This window comes from Aeribacillus sp. FSL W8-0870 (genome assembly GCF_037963755.1).
Classification (GTDB): Bacteria; Bacillota; Bacilli; order Bacillales; family Aeribacillaceae; genus Aeribacillus; species Aeribacillus composti.
The window spans coordinates 4,027,478-4,043,100 of record NZ_CP150165.1; the positions used below are offsets into that span (position 1 = coordinate 4,027,478).

The window sequence follows — 15,623 nt, forward strand, 5'->3', positions numbered from 1 at the left end:
GGGACAAATGCGGGAAATAAAGCATAAATAAATACAGTAAAAATTCGTTAATTTGGGAGTGAGGTGTCATGAAAACTCCATGGATTCACCATGAGAGGATGCAGCAAATACGTTCTAAACAAATGAACATTTTTAAATCTTCAAGAGTTCAAAAAAAATCTGTATGCCCCAATTTTCAGCATAGAGAAGAAGATGATGATAGTCACAAATCAGATATTGTGCCAAATCGCATTGATACAGCAGAAGCAGATGATTCACATGAAAATTACGGGATAAAAAAGGTGACCAAACTAAACAAAAATAAAAATAATGTTTCTAAACTGATGAATTTATACAAAAAGTATAATATGTCTAAAAGAAATCATACAGGCAGCATCTGTGGTCCTACTCAACCATCGAATAGAACGACTGATCCTGAACACGTTTCCTCAACTGATGACCACACTTTAAAAACGGATGATTCCCATATTAAGCAGATTTCTCTACCTAGCCCTAGCCATGAGACAAAGGAGCACCCCTCAGCCGATTCGGTTCTTGAGCCTGTTCATCCTTCATCCAATTCGGATGAAATAAATGATCAAGAGGATGGCTTTGATACTGATCCTATTGATCATTCAGTCGATAGAGCTCATTCATCATCGGATAGAACCAATTCTGAACTAGTTCTCTTTCCTAGTAATGATCATACTTTGAAAATGGATGGTTTTTCTCATGTTAGGCGTATTTCTTTAACTGATTTTGAACATCATGAGAAATACGATCAAGATTCAATGGATTCGGTTTTTGAACTTGTGTATACTTTTGCATCTAGCTCGAATGAAATAAATGATCAAGAGGATAACTTTGAAACCAATTCTTTTGATCATTCAGTCGAGCTTGCTCAATTATTGGATGAAAACAATCTTAAACAAGTTTTTCCAGCTGTTGACGAGCATGCTGTGAATACGGATGAGGCTTCTCATATTAAGCAGATTTCTCTAACTGATCTTGATGAACAGGAGACGAATGATCAACCTGCAACCAATTCGGGTTTTGAGCTAGTTCACGCCCCATCCAGTTCGGATGAAATAAACAATCATAAGGATGTCAGTGAAATCAATCTTATTAACCATACAGTCGAGCCAGTTCATTCATCGGACGATGCCGTTCCTGAACAAGTTTCTTCAGCTGCTGATGAGCATGCTGTGAATACGGATGAGTATTTCCATGCTGATCTTGAACAGGATAAAAAGGATCATCCAGCAGATTCAGCATTTGAACCTGCCCAAGATTTATCCAGTTCGGATGAAATAAACGATCATGAGGATGTTCGTGAAAACAATTTTATTAACCAGCTAGTTCACTCATCAGTTGGAGCTGATCCTGAACAATCTCCTTCAGCTGTTGATGAGCATGCTGTGATTACGGATGAGTATTTCCATGCTGATCTTGAACAGGATAAAAAGGATCATCCAGCAGATTCAGCATTTGAACCTGCCCAAGATTTATCCAGTTCAGATGAAATAAACGATCATGAGGATGTCCGTGAAAACAATTTTATTAACCAGCCAGTTCACTCATCAGTTGGAGCTGATCCTGAACAATCTCCTTCAGCTGTTGATGAGCATGCTGTGATTACGGATGAGTATTTCCATGCTGATCTTGAACAGGATAAAAAGGATCATCCAGCAGATTCAGCATTTGAACCTGCCCATGCTTCATCCAGTTCGGATGAAACGAACGATCAAGATGTCTTTAAGATCAATTTTATTAACCATACAGTCGAACTAACTCGTCCATTGGATATTGCCGATTCTGAACAAGTTCCTACAACAGATGTTGTTCGTGCTTCGAAAATGGATGAGACTTCTCATGCTGCTGGTCTTGAACAGAATACAAAGGATCATGCTCTAACCGATTCAGTTTTTGAACCTGTTCCTGCTTCATCCGGCCCGGATGAAATAAATGATCAAGAAAATATTCATGAAACCAATTTTATTGACCATAAAGTTGAGCCGGATCATTCGTCGGATGGTGTCGTTCCTGAACAAAATTCCTCAGCTGATGTTGAGCATATTGTGAAAACGGATGAGGTTTCTCATGCTGAACAGGAGATAAATAAAAAATCTCCGACCGATTCTGTTTTTGAGCCTGTTCATCCTTCATCCGAATCGGATGGAACGAATGATCAAAAAGCTATTAATTTTGATAATGCAGATGAATCTATCAAATATGGAAAAACATGTTCAATGACTATAAAAAGACCATTTTCGACTTTTGTAGAAATAGATGACTTTCTTCATTCTCCTATCTTTAGCAGTATAGTTCAAAATTCAGCTGAATTTCTTGACTTAAACAATAAACAAACTCCTCAATTAAACACAAAATTACTCAATACGACAACTTATTATCCTGAACAGCCTGATTGCCGTTTAGTTTGCTCTAAAATTCATGAAATGATCTCTTTAACTGACACTGTTTCCAGTTATAGTAAGAATAATAAAAACAATCATTATCAATCTATTGCAGTTCCCCTGCATGACTCAAAAGCTGCGAAAACAAGCGAAACAGATAACAAAACTTGTACATCTCATGACTTTATACAAATTAGAGTTCCAGTTGTAGCAGGGGAATACAAAATGGAAATAATTTTAGAAGAAGATGTTGTATTTGAAGAAGAGATTTTGGGCGTTAAAGAAATCTCTAAAGAGGTCGTACTAACAAATTGTAAATTCGTACCTACTCAATTCTCCCCATCATTAGATAATGGAACATGTACAGCACTGAAAGGAAATTTATTTATAAAAGGATATATATCACAAAATATTGAGTACACTGCCGCAGACAACGGAAATGAAGGTTCCAAACAAAATGAATCAGTACCTTACTATCGTCAATTGCACCAAAAAATTATATTGGATTTAATCGTTCATTTATTACAAGTACAACAAGTTCGGGTCAGTTATGCTGGCAATGGAATCTAGAGATCATCGAATGTATACGAAATCCACTCTTTGATTTAAAAATGAGAAAAATGATTATGTGAAAAGCCCAAACTTAAAAATGAATGCTGCATATTGTATTAATGCAGAGTTTGGAAAACTCAAAAAAAAAATTAAGGAGTGGATTTTTTCATGAGTAAAGACGATCATCAAATCCCAGCTTGCCCAGTAAAATCGACAGAACAAGTACCATTATCAAATGAAAATACCGATTTAGTTCTTACACCAGATGTTACTGTAACTCTTAAAACTCCAGTTGTATTAGCAGAAAAAACTATTCAAGTGGTAGTAGAGGCAGATATTCCGCTTGATCCGCCAGCAACTGAAATTAAGAGAGTGACAAAAAACGTATTTTTGGAACAAGCGAAACTAGTACCTGTTAGATTTACACGTATTGGTACAACGGACTATTTTAGAGTAACTAGAGCGAAATTATTTGTATCAGGATTTATTCGCAAAGATATTGAATATGCTTCCAGAGACTGCAATGGAGCACTTCAAGACAGAATTGCAGACGTTCCGTTCTCTGGTTTTACAGAACTTGCAGACGCTGCTCCAACCGGAGATTTCCTTCTTTTCCCAATAATAGGAATTTCTGATCAAAGCAAAGCTCTCTTCTTAAATGAGAAAAATGACCTTGTTCCTCGTTTGGATAAATATTTCTTCCAAAATCTCGTCAAATATAATGAACAACCATACGGTGAATTAATAGCCGCAAACTTCTATGAACTTGATTTCTCACCAGTTAAAGTAGGACCTGAAGGCCAGTTTAAAACATTGCGCGAAAAAATCGTCTTAGATCTTACTGTGAAATTATTACAAGTTCAACAATTTCAAACTACAGCTACACAAGTAACTCCTAGTTTCCCTGAAGGAACTTTAGATGCTGCCACAAACAGATCTAAACACAAATAACTAGTTCAGAAGCCGTGACTTTTTGGGTCATGGCTTCTACTTTTCTTTTTAACTGTTATTTCTTCGCTTTCTCGTTAAAAGAAAATTTAAGCCCTTTATCGGCTGAACCTGCTGCGAGAGCTCGGGCTTTCCTAAACGTTTTCCCTTGTTCACTCACTGCAGCTCTAAGCGTAGCTTATTTGCCATTATCTTGAGTAACTCTGATATGTTCCAGTGCTTTTGCGCCGCTCTTAGTATTCAGTCATGTTAGGTTGTTCATCGATTTCTCGAAAGACAGCCCAATCACCAGGATGGACTCACGGTTTGGAAAAATACGAATCTCTTCAATGAGTTGTTCCACACGCTCGGTAAGTCTCAAGCGGTTTTTGCAGCGTTTAGGAAACGCAAGAACAGCAGAGGCATCATCAAAGTCCGTGTATAATCTTCCATCACCTGATTGCGTACAGTTTAATTTCTGAGACATAAAATCGCTCTGATGAGTTCCGTTAATGCAGCCGGCAAAGCGGCAATAACGCAAGTATGGAGTTGAGTTTTCTACAGGTGCAGTCCGTCAATATTATACATACATGAGAATACGTACATGAAGCTGAAGTGTTGAGGAAAATGTTCCGGAATGTATACATTCTTTTTTTATGTCATTTCACAAAAAGTGACGAAGAATCCGCATTTTTTCTGCTTAAAACCATTCTTGAAAAGTAATAGCTACAATGATACCGAGCATATTTAAGAGAACATCATCTTTATCTACTGTCCTAGTACCAATTTTGAACAGATAGAGCAGCAACTGAACCAGTTCTATCAAGACAGGTATACCTATAGATAAATTGATCACTTTAATATTTTTCATATTTTTTCTCGACAAGAACAATCCGGTGGGAGAGGTAAGAAGTATATTTCCTAATAAATTCGTCATCGCAATTGAAAAAGGCGAAGTACCGTTCCCTCTACTCTTTCACGATAAGATTCAGCTTTCGTTTTAGTTACAGTATCAACTTTGGAACATGTCTCCCCATCAGTTTCACCTGTATTCAAGGATGTCACATCCTTTTATATAGTCGATTTATCCGCTTATATGATTTATCCGATAAAATTCGCATGCTACACGGAAATAGACAATAATTGATTTTTCATTAAATTTTGTTTCCAACTTCTGATTAAAGGATAATCTTTGTAATCAACTTTATACATATTCCAATTTCCTTCTTTCATAGTTATTTAAGAATTTTTACAAAACAAAAAAAACAGCCTAACTAATCTAGTTAGACTGTTTATATAAACAAACTTATTCACTTATAACACGATTTTGCAAACTTTATTAGACGGTCTAAAAGAAAACCATCGGTTCTCTTCCATGAGAAATACTTTAATTAATGGCCTTACAGTAACTTTTTATCTTCATCACATACAATTTCAACTTGTTTATAATATCGACGACAGCGTTAAATACATTGAAAAAATTGAGAAACTATGATAAATTAGTAAAGAAACACACTTTGTGTTAATTATAAAAAAATATCCCTATTATAATTATAAAACATAAATCCTCTTCAGTCAATCCCCATTTTTATTTTTTAAAGTCCTGCGGTAATATGTCAAGGTGAAAAATCATAGAAATTGGAAATTCCCTTGTCCGATGATCCGAAAAAAGGCAATACTGAAGAAACCCAGTATTGGTACATGTAATAAACTGGGTCTAAAGGTTGATATTGGTATACCAGATCGATCCTCTTATCGATCTTCCCCCTTTCTTGGCGTGTAGATTTGACCGTTGCGTAGCAGCGCATCGATCACACGCACGAGTTTTCTAGCGGTGAGGACGAGGGCTCGTTTATGTTGGTGTTTGGGCACTTCCTCATACTTCTTCCGGTAGTACGCACGAAACGTCGCATCATGCCGTTGCACCGAGTTGGCAGCCTCCACTAGGTAGTAACGGAGATAGCGATTGCCGGAACGAATGAGGGAGGTGTCCTCGGCTTGAAAACGGCCCGATTGGTGCTTGGACCATGTCAAGCCGGCATATTTTGCCAAGGCGGCCTGGTTGTGAAACCGCTCGATTTGCCCGATTTCGGCCAGGATGCCTGCGGTATAAACCGGTCCGATGCCTGGGATGGTTTGCAGTGTGTTCGGAATGCCTTCAAGATGGCGGGTAATGGCTTTATCGAGCTCTTTGAGCTGCGATTGCAGGCTGCGGATTGATTGAATCGACAGCCCTAACAGCAAGTCGATGGAATCCTCGACACACTTGGACAACCGATACGACGAACGGGCCGCCTTTTGAATCGACTTGGCGATGCATTCCGGATCGGCAAAGCGATTGCGCCCTTTTTGGCGCAGGAAGTCGGCCAACTGCTTGACATCCATTTGGCAGATGTCATCGAGGCTCCACGACTCAAGCAGCAGTTCGAGAATGGCATGTCCGAAGATCGAACTGTCCACCTCTTGGGTAAAGGAACTGCATTTGTAAAACAAGTGCTGGAGAAAATACTGTTTCTCACGGGTTAACTGGTGGACGAGATGATATCGCATGCGTGTCAGTCGCTGAAGCGCGAGAAACTGCTCCTTGAGGACAGCCGTCATCTTCAGACGGCCGAAGCGAAGCCGATCCGCAATGATCCAAGCATCGATGTCATCCGTTTTCTCCAAGTCGACATAGGCTTCTTTAAACTTGCGAATGAGCTTTGGATTGATCGTAAACACCTTGACGTTCCAAGCCTGCAAGGCCTCCTGCTGGTGGAAAAACATAGCTGGATGCCAACTGTAGACCGAGGTGGCTTCCATCCCGATCAGAATTTCGGTTGGCTTTCGCTTGTTAGCCCACAGGAGGATTTGATCCCGAAGGAAGGTGGCGCCCAGAAGATGATTATCCACTTTGAAGCGTGCGCACGTATTTCCTTCATGATCCATAATGCAGGTGGCTAAGTCGCGTGAGCTCACGTCGATCCCGACGTAGAGTTTCATGAGATCACCTCCTATTGTTGTAGGATCGAGGGGTAGGACTCTTCGGGATGCCCCCGGATCGCGCCTGTTGACCAGTCACCCTCGCATATGAGAACTCACGTTGGACCATGGGCTGCCCTGGAAGCTGCTCCTTCCAGCATGGGGAAAACCAACGGGAACAGCCTGCGGGTTAGACGTCCAAACAGGGGCCGAGGAGACAGACTTTACAAGTAGTCAAAGCTACAGGAGTGAGAAGAGTATCCCCGATGATCCTAAGACCATTATCCAGGAACATTGCGAAAAGTCCAACCCCGGTACGCTGAACCCTTTGTGGGAGGGGCGCGCCCCTCCCACAAAGGCAACCACCCAAGATATGCGATTGTCAAGGAGCGTATCGGACTGGAAATTCGATAAAAAAACTTTCTGAAACTTAGTATACGAGGAGTGCTTAATATGAATACAGAACTTCGGCAGGAGCAAGAACGATTGGACAGCATAATGGCGATCATTGTGGAGCAAATCGGCATGCTGGAAAACGAAACCTCCCAGCGTCGAAAAGAAGTGATTGATTTCCGCAAACATTTTTGGGATGACGTCAAGGTGAATACTGATACGTTCGACGATTATCTTGAGACGATCATCGCCTTGAGACAACAGGCGCAGAACCTGTCCGTGAGCCAAAGCACCCACAGACAAGCCTTCAAGAGGTTGTCCACCCTGCGCCGCATGCAGGAGGTGCCTTATTTCGGTCGAATCGATTTCATTGAGGAAGGGTCTTCAACTGCTGAACGAATCTATATCGGCATCTCCACGCTCACGGATACAAGCGGAGAGAACATCCTGATCTACGACTGGAGGGCGCCGGTCTCGAGTGTCTACTACGATTACGCGCCCGGCCCGGCCGAATATACTACTCCCGGAGGCACAGTCCGCGGCATGCTGGAGAAAAAGTGGCAATATATCATCCGCGGCGGCGTTATCAAGTCGATGTTCGATACGAGTCTCACCATTGGAGACGACATTTTACAGCAGGTGCTTGGCAGAGTGACAGACAAACATATGCACAACATCGTGGCCACCATTCAACGGGAACAAAACCAGATCATCCGTCATGATCGCGGGCGGCTGCTCATCGTGCAAGGACCCGCCGGCAGCGGCAAGACATCGGCCGCCCTGCAGCGGATCGCTTACTTGCTCTACAAGTATCGGGATAAGCTGAGAGCCGATCAAATCATTTTATTTTCACCTAATTCGATGTTTAACAGCTACGTATCCAATGTGCTGCCCGAACTAGGCGAAGAGAATATGCAGCAGGCCACCTTCCAGGAATATTTGGAATATCGGCTGAGCAAAGAATTTCAAATCGAGGGTCCATACGAGCAATTGGAATATGTGTTGACTGAAGCGGATGACTCTTTATACCGGACTAGAACTGCGAGCATCCGATTCAAGGCATCAACCCGTTTTTTCGAGACGATTAAAACATACTGTAAGTCGATGGAATTATCCGGCATGCGATTCAAAGATATTCTATTTAGAGGAAAGCCGATCATCACCGCCAAACAAATCGCAGAAAGGTTTTATAGCAGCGACACCTCGCTCCGTTTTCACAGCAGACTTGAAAAGCTGGCAGATTGGCTAATCAAGCAAATCGATGAAGCGGAGAAGCTTGAACGGACTAAGCCATGGGTGCAGGAAGAAATCGAGCTGCTTAGCAACGAGGATTATCATAAGGCTCATACTCTCTTACGGAAAAAATGCGGCTTGAAAGGAGAATCATTAAACAACTATGAGAACGAGATCGAAGCGCTGGGCCAATTGATCGTTCGCAAGAAGCTGAAGCCGTTGCGCAAACGGATCCGGACGCTTCGTTTCATCGACATGAAAGGAATTTACAAACAGCTTTTCGCCGATCCAACTCAAATCAAACAGTGGATGGAAGGGGAAACACCCGAGGAGTGGGAGGATATTTGCCGATTGACTGTGAAAATGCTAGACGAAGGCAAACTATTTTACGAAGATGCAACTCCGTTTTTATTTTTGAAAGAGCTGATTCAAGGCTTTCAGACGAACGTCTCGATCAAACACGTGCTTGTAGACGAAGCGCAAGATTATTCTCCGTTTCAATTCGAATTTTTGAAGCGTTTGTTTCCTTCTGCGAGGATGACTGTACTCGGCGACTTTAACCAAGCGATATTCGCTCATGCCAGTGAAACGGTCGATTTCCACACGCTTACCAGCTTATACGGACCGGATAAAACGGATTCGATCACCTTGACCCGCAGTTACAGATCCACAAGACAGATCGTCGAATTTACTCGCACACTCGTGCCAGGTGGCGAACGGATCACTGCTTTTGAACGCGACGGCGATAAGCCTGTGTTGACAAGAGTGTCCGATCAAGCTGAACTGCACCGCTGTATTGCTTCCAAAGTCGCGGACTTGCGGAAACGGGGATATAATACGATCGCGATTATATGCAAATCTGCTGCGGAAAGCACCGCCGCATACGAAGCACTGAAAAACGTTGAAGAAATTAAACTCGTGAAGAGCGGCTCTACCGAATATGAACAAGGTGTTGTCGTTATACCGGCGTATTTGGCGAAGGGCATCGAATTCGACGCCGTCATCATTTATAACGCTTCATCAAAAGTATACGGCGTTGAGAGCCTGCGCAGATTGTTCTACACCGCCTGCACCCGGGCTATGCATTACTTGCAACTTTACAGTGTAGGCGAACCGAGCCCCTTTTTACAGAACGTTGCGCCGGGTAGTTTCCTTCAGATCCCGGGTTAACACGGGACTGGTCGGGTGTCTGAAATGTATTACTGTCATTAAACGGCCATATGTTAAATAAAAGGCCACTTGCCAGCATCCCTTACATACCATACCCCGAGTTGGGCAGCTTGTTCAACGGGCGGTAATGAAGGAGATGTCGGCAGTGGCTGAAATAAATTATATTAGACATGTGAAGTTCTATATGATGTGTTAAAAGTTCTGTAAGCAGCAAGGTTCCGTAATTTTTCGGTAATAGCTCTTTTATAACTAGGATATCGCGCACTGATCAATACACAATATCCAATTTATGCCCTACGCATATATACACGGACGGTGATGGGCGCAGAGATCGCCCCAATGGCAGCAGCCCCGATGAGAGAGACAGCAAAATCCCAGCCAATAGTTCCAGCATTGATCAGATTACGGACGGCAGTAATAATATGTGACACTGGATTAATCTTCGCAAACCATTGCAGCCAATCGGGCATTGTCTTGACTGGCACAAAAGCATTGGAAAGAAACGTAAGTTGAGCTTTTCATCCTAACAAGCCTCGCAGCAGTTTGTAATCGGGAATTGGTTTTCCCAATCCTTGTTTCCTAAACGTTCCCGGTACAATGGTCACTATAGAGCATGTCGCTTTGCCATCAAGTGGATTAAATGACAGATTTCATCGTATCTTTTAGCACTGAAACGGAATAATTAAATTGTTCTTGTTCCTTTTCGTTCAGTTCAATTTCGATTATTTCGTGAACGCCGTTACGATTAAGCTTGGCTGGTACTCCAATATATACATCATTTTGCCCATATTCACCTTCTAGATAGGAAGATACTGTCAGAATACTATTTTCATTTTTAAGAATTGCTTTTGTAATTCGGACAAGGGACATTCCTATTCCATAGTATGTCGCCCCTTTTCGCTCAATGATATGATAAGCAGCGTCACGGACGTTTACGAAGATTTCCTCTAAACATTCTTTCTTTAAATCTTTCTTTCTCTCTAAAACATCATCAAGATTCTCTATTCCGATCTTGGCATGGCTCCAAACTGGAAGCTCGGTATCTCCATGTTCCCCTATGATAATTGCATGAATATTTCTTGTATCCACATTGAAATACTTCCCTAATTCAAATCTTAGACGTGCAGAATCTAAGACTGTTCCTGAACCAATGACGCGTTCCTTTGGCAGTCCTGACTCTTTCCAAGTGACATAAGTTAAGATATCTACCGGATTTGTTGCCACTAAAAATATGCCATTAAATCCACTTTTCATAATCTCTTTGATAATTTGTTTAAATATTCGCGTATTTTTCTCAACTAATTGCAATCGGGTTTCACCTGGTTTTTGTGCCAATCCCGCAGTAATAACAACTAAGTCCGCATTTGCGCAATCTTGATAAGAACCGCTCCATACCTTTATTGGCGAAGGTGCAAACGGCACTCCATGATTAAGATCCATCGCCTCGCCTTCAGCTTTTGCTTCATTTATATCAATTAAAACTAATTCCTCAACGACCCCCTGATTAATTAGTGAATAGGCATAACTGCAGCCTACAGCTCCTGTTCCAACGATTACAACACGATTTACTTTTTCTTTATTCATAGTTATACATCCTCCTTAAAATGTTATATGATTAAAATAGTAGCCAGCTAACTAATCCAATTACAGCAAGCAAACATAAACTATATTTTATTGTCACTTTAAATAAATCACTTTCTTTTCCTGCTAATCCAACTGCCGCAGCTGCAACAGCAATTGATTGAGGTGAAATCATTTTAGCCATTGTACCACCCATTACATTGACAGCAACCATCGTTTCGGGTGCTATTCCAATTTGTCAAGCAGTGACAGCTTGAAGTGGAGCAAATAAGGAACCGTTGTTTACAACAGAGCTGGACTAAATCCAAGCCCCACTAAAATGGCTGCTGTTATGGCAACGGGTGCTCCAAATCCTGCAGCTCCTTCTAAAAATGCTCCAAATAAAAATGCCCCAATAAGAACTTGCAATTCTTTGATCCGCTGTAATAAAAGAAATACTAATGGCAAATTTTCCGGTTTTTACTGATATTTTATAAAGGAAAATAGCAGCAAATACGATTGATGCTACTGGCCATAAACCGACTAAAATTCCATATATCGCAGACATCAAAACTAAGATTGCAGGCATTTTATAAATAAAGACGGCAAAAATGCCTGCAGCAATTATGCTGAAAAGCCCTGCTATATATCCTTTTAATTTAAATACTGTCAGCAAAACAATAAAAACGATGATAGGAACGGCAGCTATAATAGCTGAAAGCCATATATTTTCCAATGGATTATAAACTTGCTCCCATACATGCATCTTGTTCAGCCCCTATACTTTAAAATCGACGAAATGATTTTGTGATATATTTCACAATGTGTATTACTTCCTCCCCCTAAATTATTTATTTTGCTTACAAAGTTAGTATAACATCTGTTTGTGAAATTTTTCACAATATATATGAAAAAAATATGAACTTTTGAGACATGTTGAGTAAAGTAATGATAAAAAGGAGAAAATCATTTATGAAGGAATAAGAGGGTTAGATAATCTTTAAAATTTAATATAAAAATACCCGTGGTGCTAGATAAAATCTCGAGACATAAAAACAGCCCTTGCATGAGGATCTCCTTTAAAATGAAAGTGCGAACAAACATTCAAAAGGAGAAGTTCCATGCAAGAGCACTTTCATTTTACAATAAACCAAGCAAAAATTCAAAAGCAATATACCGCGATCTTATTCGTTGTATCAGCACAACTGTCTTGTATTCAGATGTATTTGCAACGTCGAAATCGTCATTTGTTGAAGCAAGAGGATGAGGTTATCATCGCCATTCACGTTCTTGGAAAATTGCTGGGTTTTACTTCGGAACGGGCTTGGCATCGATTTGTCATTGGAAACCTGTTCACCAAGGAAAAGTTCCTAGAGCGCTCTCGATACAACCGTCGATGCCGTTCTTTGCGTTGGGCGATCAAATGGATTCGTCACCAACTCGCCAAACGTGGACAACATCACGCTTATGCGGTAGTGGACAGCTTACCCATTGAACTCTGCCACCACGCACGAATGTATCGCGTCAAACGATTTCAAGGAATCGCAGATATTGGGTATTGTGCATCCAAAAAGATGGTTTACTATGGGTTTAAGCTTCATCTTCAGATTACCGACCAAGCGCTTCCGATGGGATATGTCCTGACCGAGGCATCCTGCCACGATCGGACAGCTGCGGAAACAGTGATGACTCAACTTCCTCATCCGTATACACTTGGCGACAAAGGATATGTGAGCCAAGCCCTGCAAAAGAAGCTGTACGATGAATACAAGATCGCTTTTTGGACGCCTGCCCGAAAAAATCAACGTGTGGTGCAATCAAAAGAATGGAAACAATGGATGAAACGAAAACGCAAAATCGTCGAAACCGCGTTCTCGGTTTTAGTGGATTCATTTCGGATCACGAAAATTCGCGCCAATTCGATCTCTGGATTTGAAACGGCGCTTGATGCCATTTTATTGGCCTATTCGCTCGTTGTTCTTGGGCTAGTTGAGCGTTGACGCTCAACTAGCACCATGGGTATAAAAATATAATAATTAACTAGATGAAAAGTGATGAGGACGACTAAACTTACTATTTTATAAAATAAAAATTTTACGTAAATTTTTTTACATGTCTATTTTCTTGACATAATACCAAGACGAATATAGTAAAAAAGGGCTGTTCAGAATGAGGCATCCAAGTTTTTTGATGGAAGATCTACACACTAGGAATAAGTAAACTAAAATTCATTTTACCCATAATAACAAAATGCAACTGTTCGTAAATTCACCGGTCTAATCAACTTAGAACTCCGGAATCTTCTTGATCGTCAGCAATTCACCATGATGTAGAGCGAGTTGTTTAGGATTCGATAATTGATTCAATAAGAGTTTTCTCCGTTCTACAATTTTTAAAGGGTGTCGGTGTGTATTTAAAATGTGAGCAATTTGAATGGTACATGTCTTATAGTAACTGCATACGTCGAGAATATATTTATGAAGCAATGGCAATCCAAAATCATCATATGCTTCTAAAGTTTCAGGATCACACAAACCATAAACGATTTCAATTTGCACGGGATAATCGAATCCATCTACTTTTTCATCACTTTCTGTTAAGTCAAGAGTTTGATCAAGAGCTATTTTACTCCCATTTAAATTAATAAAACCACTTTTAGAGTATATACCTGATGGTAGTTTAATATCTGAGGCAAGGTAATAATAATATGTCATAGAAAACCCCTCTCATTTAATGACTTCATCTGTATTTGCGCTAGATAAATTAATTCGGGTCGCAAAACGTCCTTGGATTTTGGAAAAATCTTTTTTCGCTATGGACATTAAGTGACGCTTTTATTTTTTCTTGAGATGTGACAATGACCCATGCTTGGCCCATTGTTGCACTTCGTACACCCTCATTAATCGGACGAAAAATTTCTTTTTTAAATATTTCTTTAACTAACACATAATCTTCTCCTCTATGATATTCTCGTTAATTGATACTGATCTTCATTATGTAAAATCCCAAATAGTCGTAGGTCTAATCCGGTAAAATGACCGGGGTAAAAAAGTATAATTGGTTTACGTTTTTTTGCAAGCAAAAAGTGCAGAGAATTGCAAAATCCTTATGCAGTGATATGCAATGGGGATTTACATGGAGGAGGAGCCATGATAACCTTTTTTGGTTTTGCCAAAACTGTTGGCTAAAGAATCATGGCTACAGAGGATCCATGTCAAGCCCTTGATGGATAGATCACATATATGTATATTTATACAAAATTTTGATAAAGATATACTGCAACACTCTGTATTTTTTTCTTGCAGAAAACAGAATGACATCATATGCTTAAAGAATTAAAGATACTAATCTAGCTTGGAGAAGCATGCCTCCTAGCTAGATTAGTAGAATTGCTTGTTTTTATTTTTATAACCTCGTCAAGAATAAATACTTCGTATAACCCAAAATAATGGTTCTTCATATTTTCCTTATATTCACTTCCATTTTGAATAAAATGAATCATATACAATCAAATCTTATTTTTCGTTGCAATACTCTGCACTTGTTTTTTTTCCATACATAGTCTTCTCGCATTATTGATAATCAACTCAACAACATATAACCAATTCCATTAAATGAAAGGACGTAGACTATGCTTTATAAAGCTCGAACTAAGTCTAAAGAATTGTTGATTATGGAGCTTTTGAACACTCGAATGGATTATGAAGGGGAAGTTTTATTTGATGCCTTAACAGAGAAACTTCAATGTGAATGCATTATTTTAAATGACTTACTACTAAATATAAATAATACCAACTTCCAAATTGATTCTTTAATTATAACTTCAGAGAAAAATTATTCAATTGAATAGAAGTAATTATTTATTACGCCAGCTACTCCTTAATCTTGGTTTTAATCCTCAAATTGATGCTTCGGTTGTTTTTATCAATCCTAATTTTACCCTATATCAAGCACCTCTCGATAAACCATTTATTTTTCCTACTCAGCTAGACCAATATTTGGACAAACTAAATACCAAACCTTCAAAGTTAAATAGAAAACACAAGAAGCTAGCGGATAAGCTTATTTCCTTGCATATAACTGAATCGCCTTATCAACAGTTACCATCATATGATTATGAACAGGTACGAAAAGGAATCACCTGTGTTCAATGCAAGTCTTTTTCTATCTACATCGAAGGAAGAAAATGTGTATGTAAGGAATGTAGACACGAAGAATTAGTTACAGCTTCCGTAATGCGGAGTGTGAAGGAATTTAAGCTTCTTTTTCCAGATCATCGGATTACTACGAATGCAATTCATGAATGGTGTCAAATGGTACCATCTAAAAAAAGAATCAGAAGAATTCTAAACAATAATTTTAATCAAGTAGGAGTTCGTCAATGGACTTATTATGAGTAATAAGTAGAAGATCTATCCTTTAGTTAGACTGTAT

The 15,623-nt window shown here is 39.8% G+C and carries 10 protein-coding genes and 2 pseudogenes; 5 read left to right on the forward strand and 7 right to left on the reverse strand.

Annotated elements, in window-relative coordinates:
* Positions 1-68 precede the first annotated feature (68 nt).
* Together NSU02_RS19385 and NSU02_RS19390 are read left to right on the forward strand one after the other, a co-directional pair.
* Positions 69-2,963 carry a BC_2427 family protein gene (locus tag NSU02_RS19385; protein ID WP_339193685.1) on the forward strand — a complete coding sequence of 965 codons (2,895 nt, stop codon included), beginning with the start codon at positions 69-71 and terminating at the stop codon, positions 2,961-2,963.
* 150 nt (positions 2,964-3,113) lie between these two features.
* Positions 3,114-3,896, forward strand: coding sequence for a CsxC family protein (locus NSU02_RS19390; protein ID WP_117016908.1), 783 nt, complete (start codon positions 3,114-3,116; stop codon positions 3,894-3,896).
* 1,728 nt (positions 3,897-5,624) lie between these two features.
* Here the strand turns inward: NSU02_RS19390 and NSU02_RS19395 are convergent.
* Positions 5,625-6,854, reverse strand: a complete 1,230-nt coding sequence (locus NSU02_RS19395) for an IS110 family transposase (protein ID WP_027725928.1) — start codon at positions 6,852-6,854, stop codon at positions 5,625-5,627.
* A gap of 432 nt (positions 6,855-7,286) precedes the next feature.
* Here NSU02_RS19395 and helD point away from each other — a divergent pair, with 432 nt between their 5' ends.
* Positions 7,287-9,629, forward strand: coding sequence for an RNA polymerase recycling motor HelD (helD, locus tag NSU02_RS19400; RefSeq protein ID WP_339193686.1), 2,343 nt, complete (start codon positions 7,287-7,289; stop codon positions 9,627-9,629).
* A 287-nt stretch (positions 9,630-9,916) separates the two neighbouring features.
* On the opposite strand, the pseudogene NSU02_RS19405 reads toward helD, so the two are convergent.
* The 4 genes and pseudogenes from NSU02_RS19405 to NSU02_RS19420 all read right to left on the reverse strand — a co-directional run.
* Positions 9,917-10,138, reverse strand: a pseudogene (locus NSU02_RS19405) (ABC transporter permease); the annotation flags it as partial.
* A gap of 127 nt (positions 10,139-10,265) precedes the next feature.
* Positions 10,266-11,213, reverse strand: coding sequence for an L-lactate dehydrogenase (locus NSU02_RS19410; RefSeq protein ID WP_117017577.1), 948 nt, complete (start codon positions 11,211-11,213; stop codon positions 10,266-10,268).
* Between the two features lie 31 nt (positions 11,214-11,244).
* Positions 11,245-11,394: an L-lactate permease gene (locus tag NSU02_RS19415; RefSeq protein ID WP_339193687.1), complete on the reverse strand. Its 150-nt coding sequence runs from the start codon at positions 11,392-11,394 to the stop codon at positions 11,245-11,247.
* A gap of 114 nt (positions 11,395-11,508) precedes the next feature.
* Positions 11,509-11,955 (reverse strand): L-lactate permease, encoded by a 447-nt coding sequence (locus tag NSU02_RS19420; protein WP_339193688.1) that lies wholly within the window; start codon positions 11,953-11,955, stop codon positions 11,509-11,511.
* A gap of 355 nt (positions 11,956-12,310) precedes the next feature.
* Between NSU02_RS19420 and NSU02_RS19425 the strand changes: the two genes are divergently transcribed.
* On the forward strand, positions 12,311-13,189 hold the full coding sequence (locus NSU02_RS19425; protein WP_327848482.1) for an IS982 family transposase: 879 nt from the start codon (positions 12,311-12,313) through the stop codon (positions 13,187-13,189).
* 285 nt (positions 13,190-13,474) lie between these two features.
* Here the strand turns inward: NSU02_RS19425 and NSU02_RS19430 are convergent, their stop codons facing one another.
* Both NSU02_RS19430 and NSU02_RS19435 read right to left on the reverse strand, forming a co-directional pair.
* Entirely contained in the window at positions 13,475-13,903 is a 429-nt protein-coding gene (locus NSU02_RS19430) for a hypothetical protein (RefSeq protein ID WP_339193689.1), read from the reverse strand.
* 49 nt (positions 13,904-13,952) lie between these two features.
* Positions 13,953-14,135, reverse strand: a complete 183-nt coding sequence (locus tag NSU02_RS19435; protein WP_144598567.1) for a hypothetical protein — start codon at positions 14,133-14,135, stop codon at positions 13,953-13,955.
* Positions 14,136-14,820: 685 nt separating this feature from the next.
* Here NSU02_RS19435 and NSU02_RS19440 point away from each other — a divergent pair.
* Positions 14,821-15,589: pseudogene (locus NSU02_RS19440) on the forward strand (NERD domain-containing protein).
* Positions 15,590-15,623 lie beyond the last annotated feature (34 nt).

What these genes read in the sequence shown, in the direction of transcription:
- NSU02_RS19385 (WP_339193685.1), top strand. Translation starts at nt 69, where the DNA reads ATGAAAACTCCATGGATTCACCATGAGAGGATGCAGCAAATACGTTCT.
- NSU02_RS19390 (WP_117016908.1), top strand. Translation starts at nt 3,114, where the DNA reads ATGAGTAAAGACGATCATCAAATCCCAGCTTGCCCAGTAAAATCGACA.
- NSU02_RS19395 (WP_027725928.1), bottom strand. Translation starts at nt 6,854, where the DNA reads ATGAAACTCTACGTCGGGATCGACGTGAGCTCACGCGACTTAGCCACC.
- helD (WP_339193686.1), top strand. Translation starts at nt 7,287, where the DNA reads ATGAATACAGAACTTCGGCAGGAGCAAGAACGATTGGACAGCATAATG.
- NSU02_RS19410 (WP_117017577.1), bottom strand. Translation starts at nt 11,213, where the DNA reads ATGAATAAAGAAAAAGTAAATCGTGTTGTAATCGTTGGAACAGGAGCT.
- NSU02_RS19415 (WP_339193687.1), bottom strand. Translation starts at nt 11,394, where the DNA reads ATGGCTAAAATGATTTCACCTCAATCAATTGCTGTTGCAGCTGCGGCA.
- NSU02_RS19420 (WP_339193688.1), bottom strand. Translation starts at nt 11,955, where the DNA reads ATGCATGTATGGGAGCAAGTTTATAATCCATTGGAAAATATATGGCTT.
- NSU02_RS19425 (WP_327848482.1), top strand. Translation starts at nt 12,311, where the DNA reads ATGCAAGAGCACTTTCATTTTACAATAAACCAAGCAAAAATTCAAAAG.
- NSU02_RS19430 (WP_339193689.1), bottom strand. Translation starts at nt 13,903, where the DNA reads ATGACATATTATTATTACCTTGCCTCAGATATTAAACTACCATCAGGT.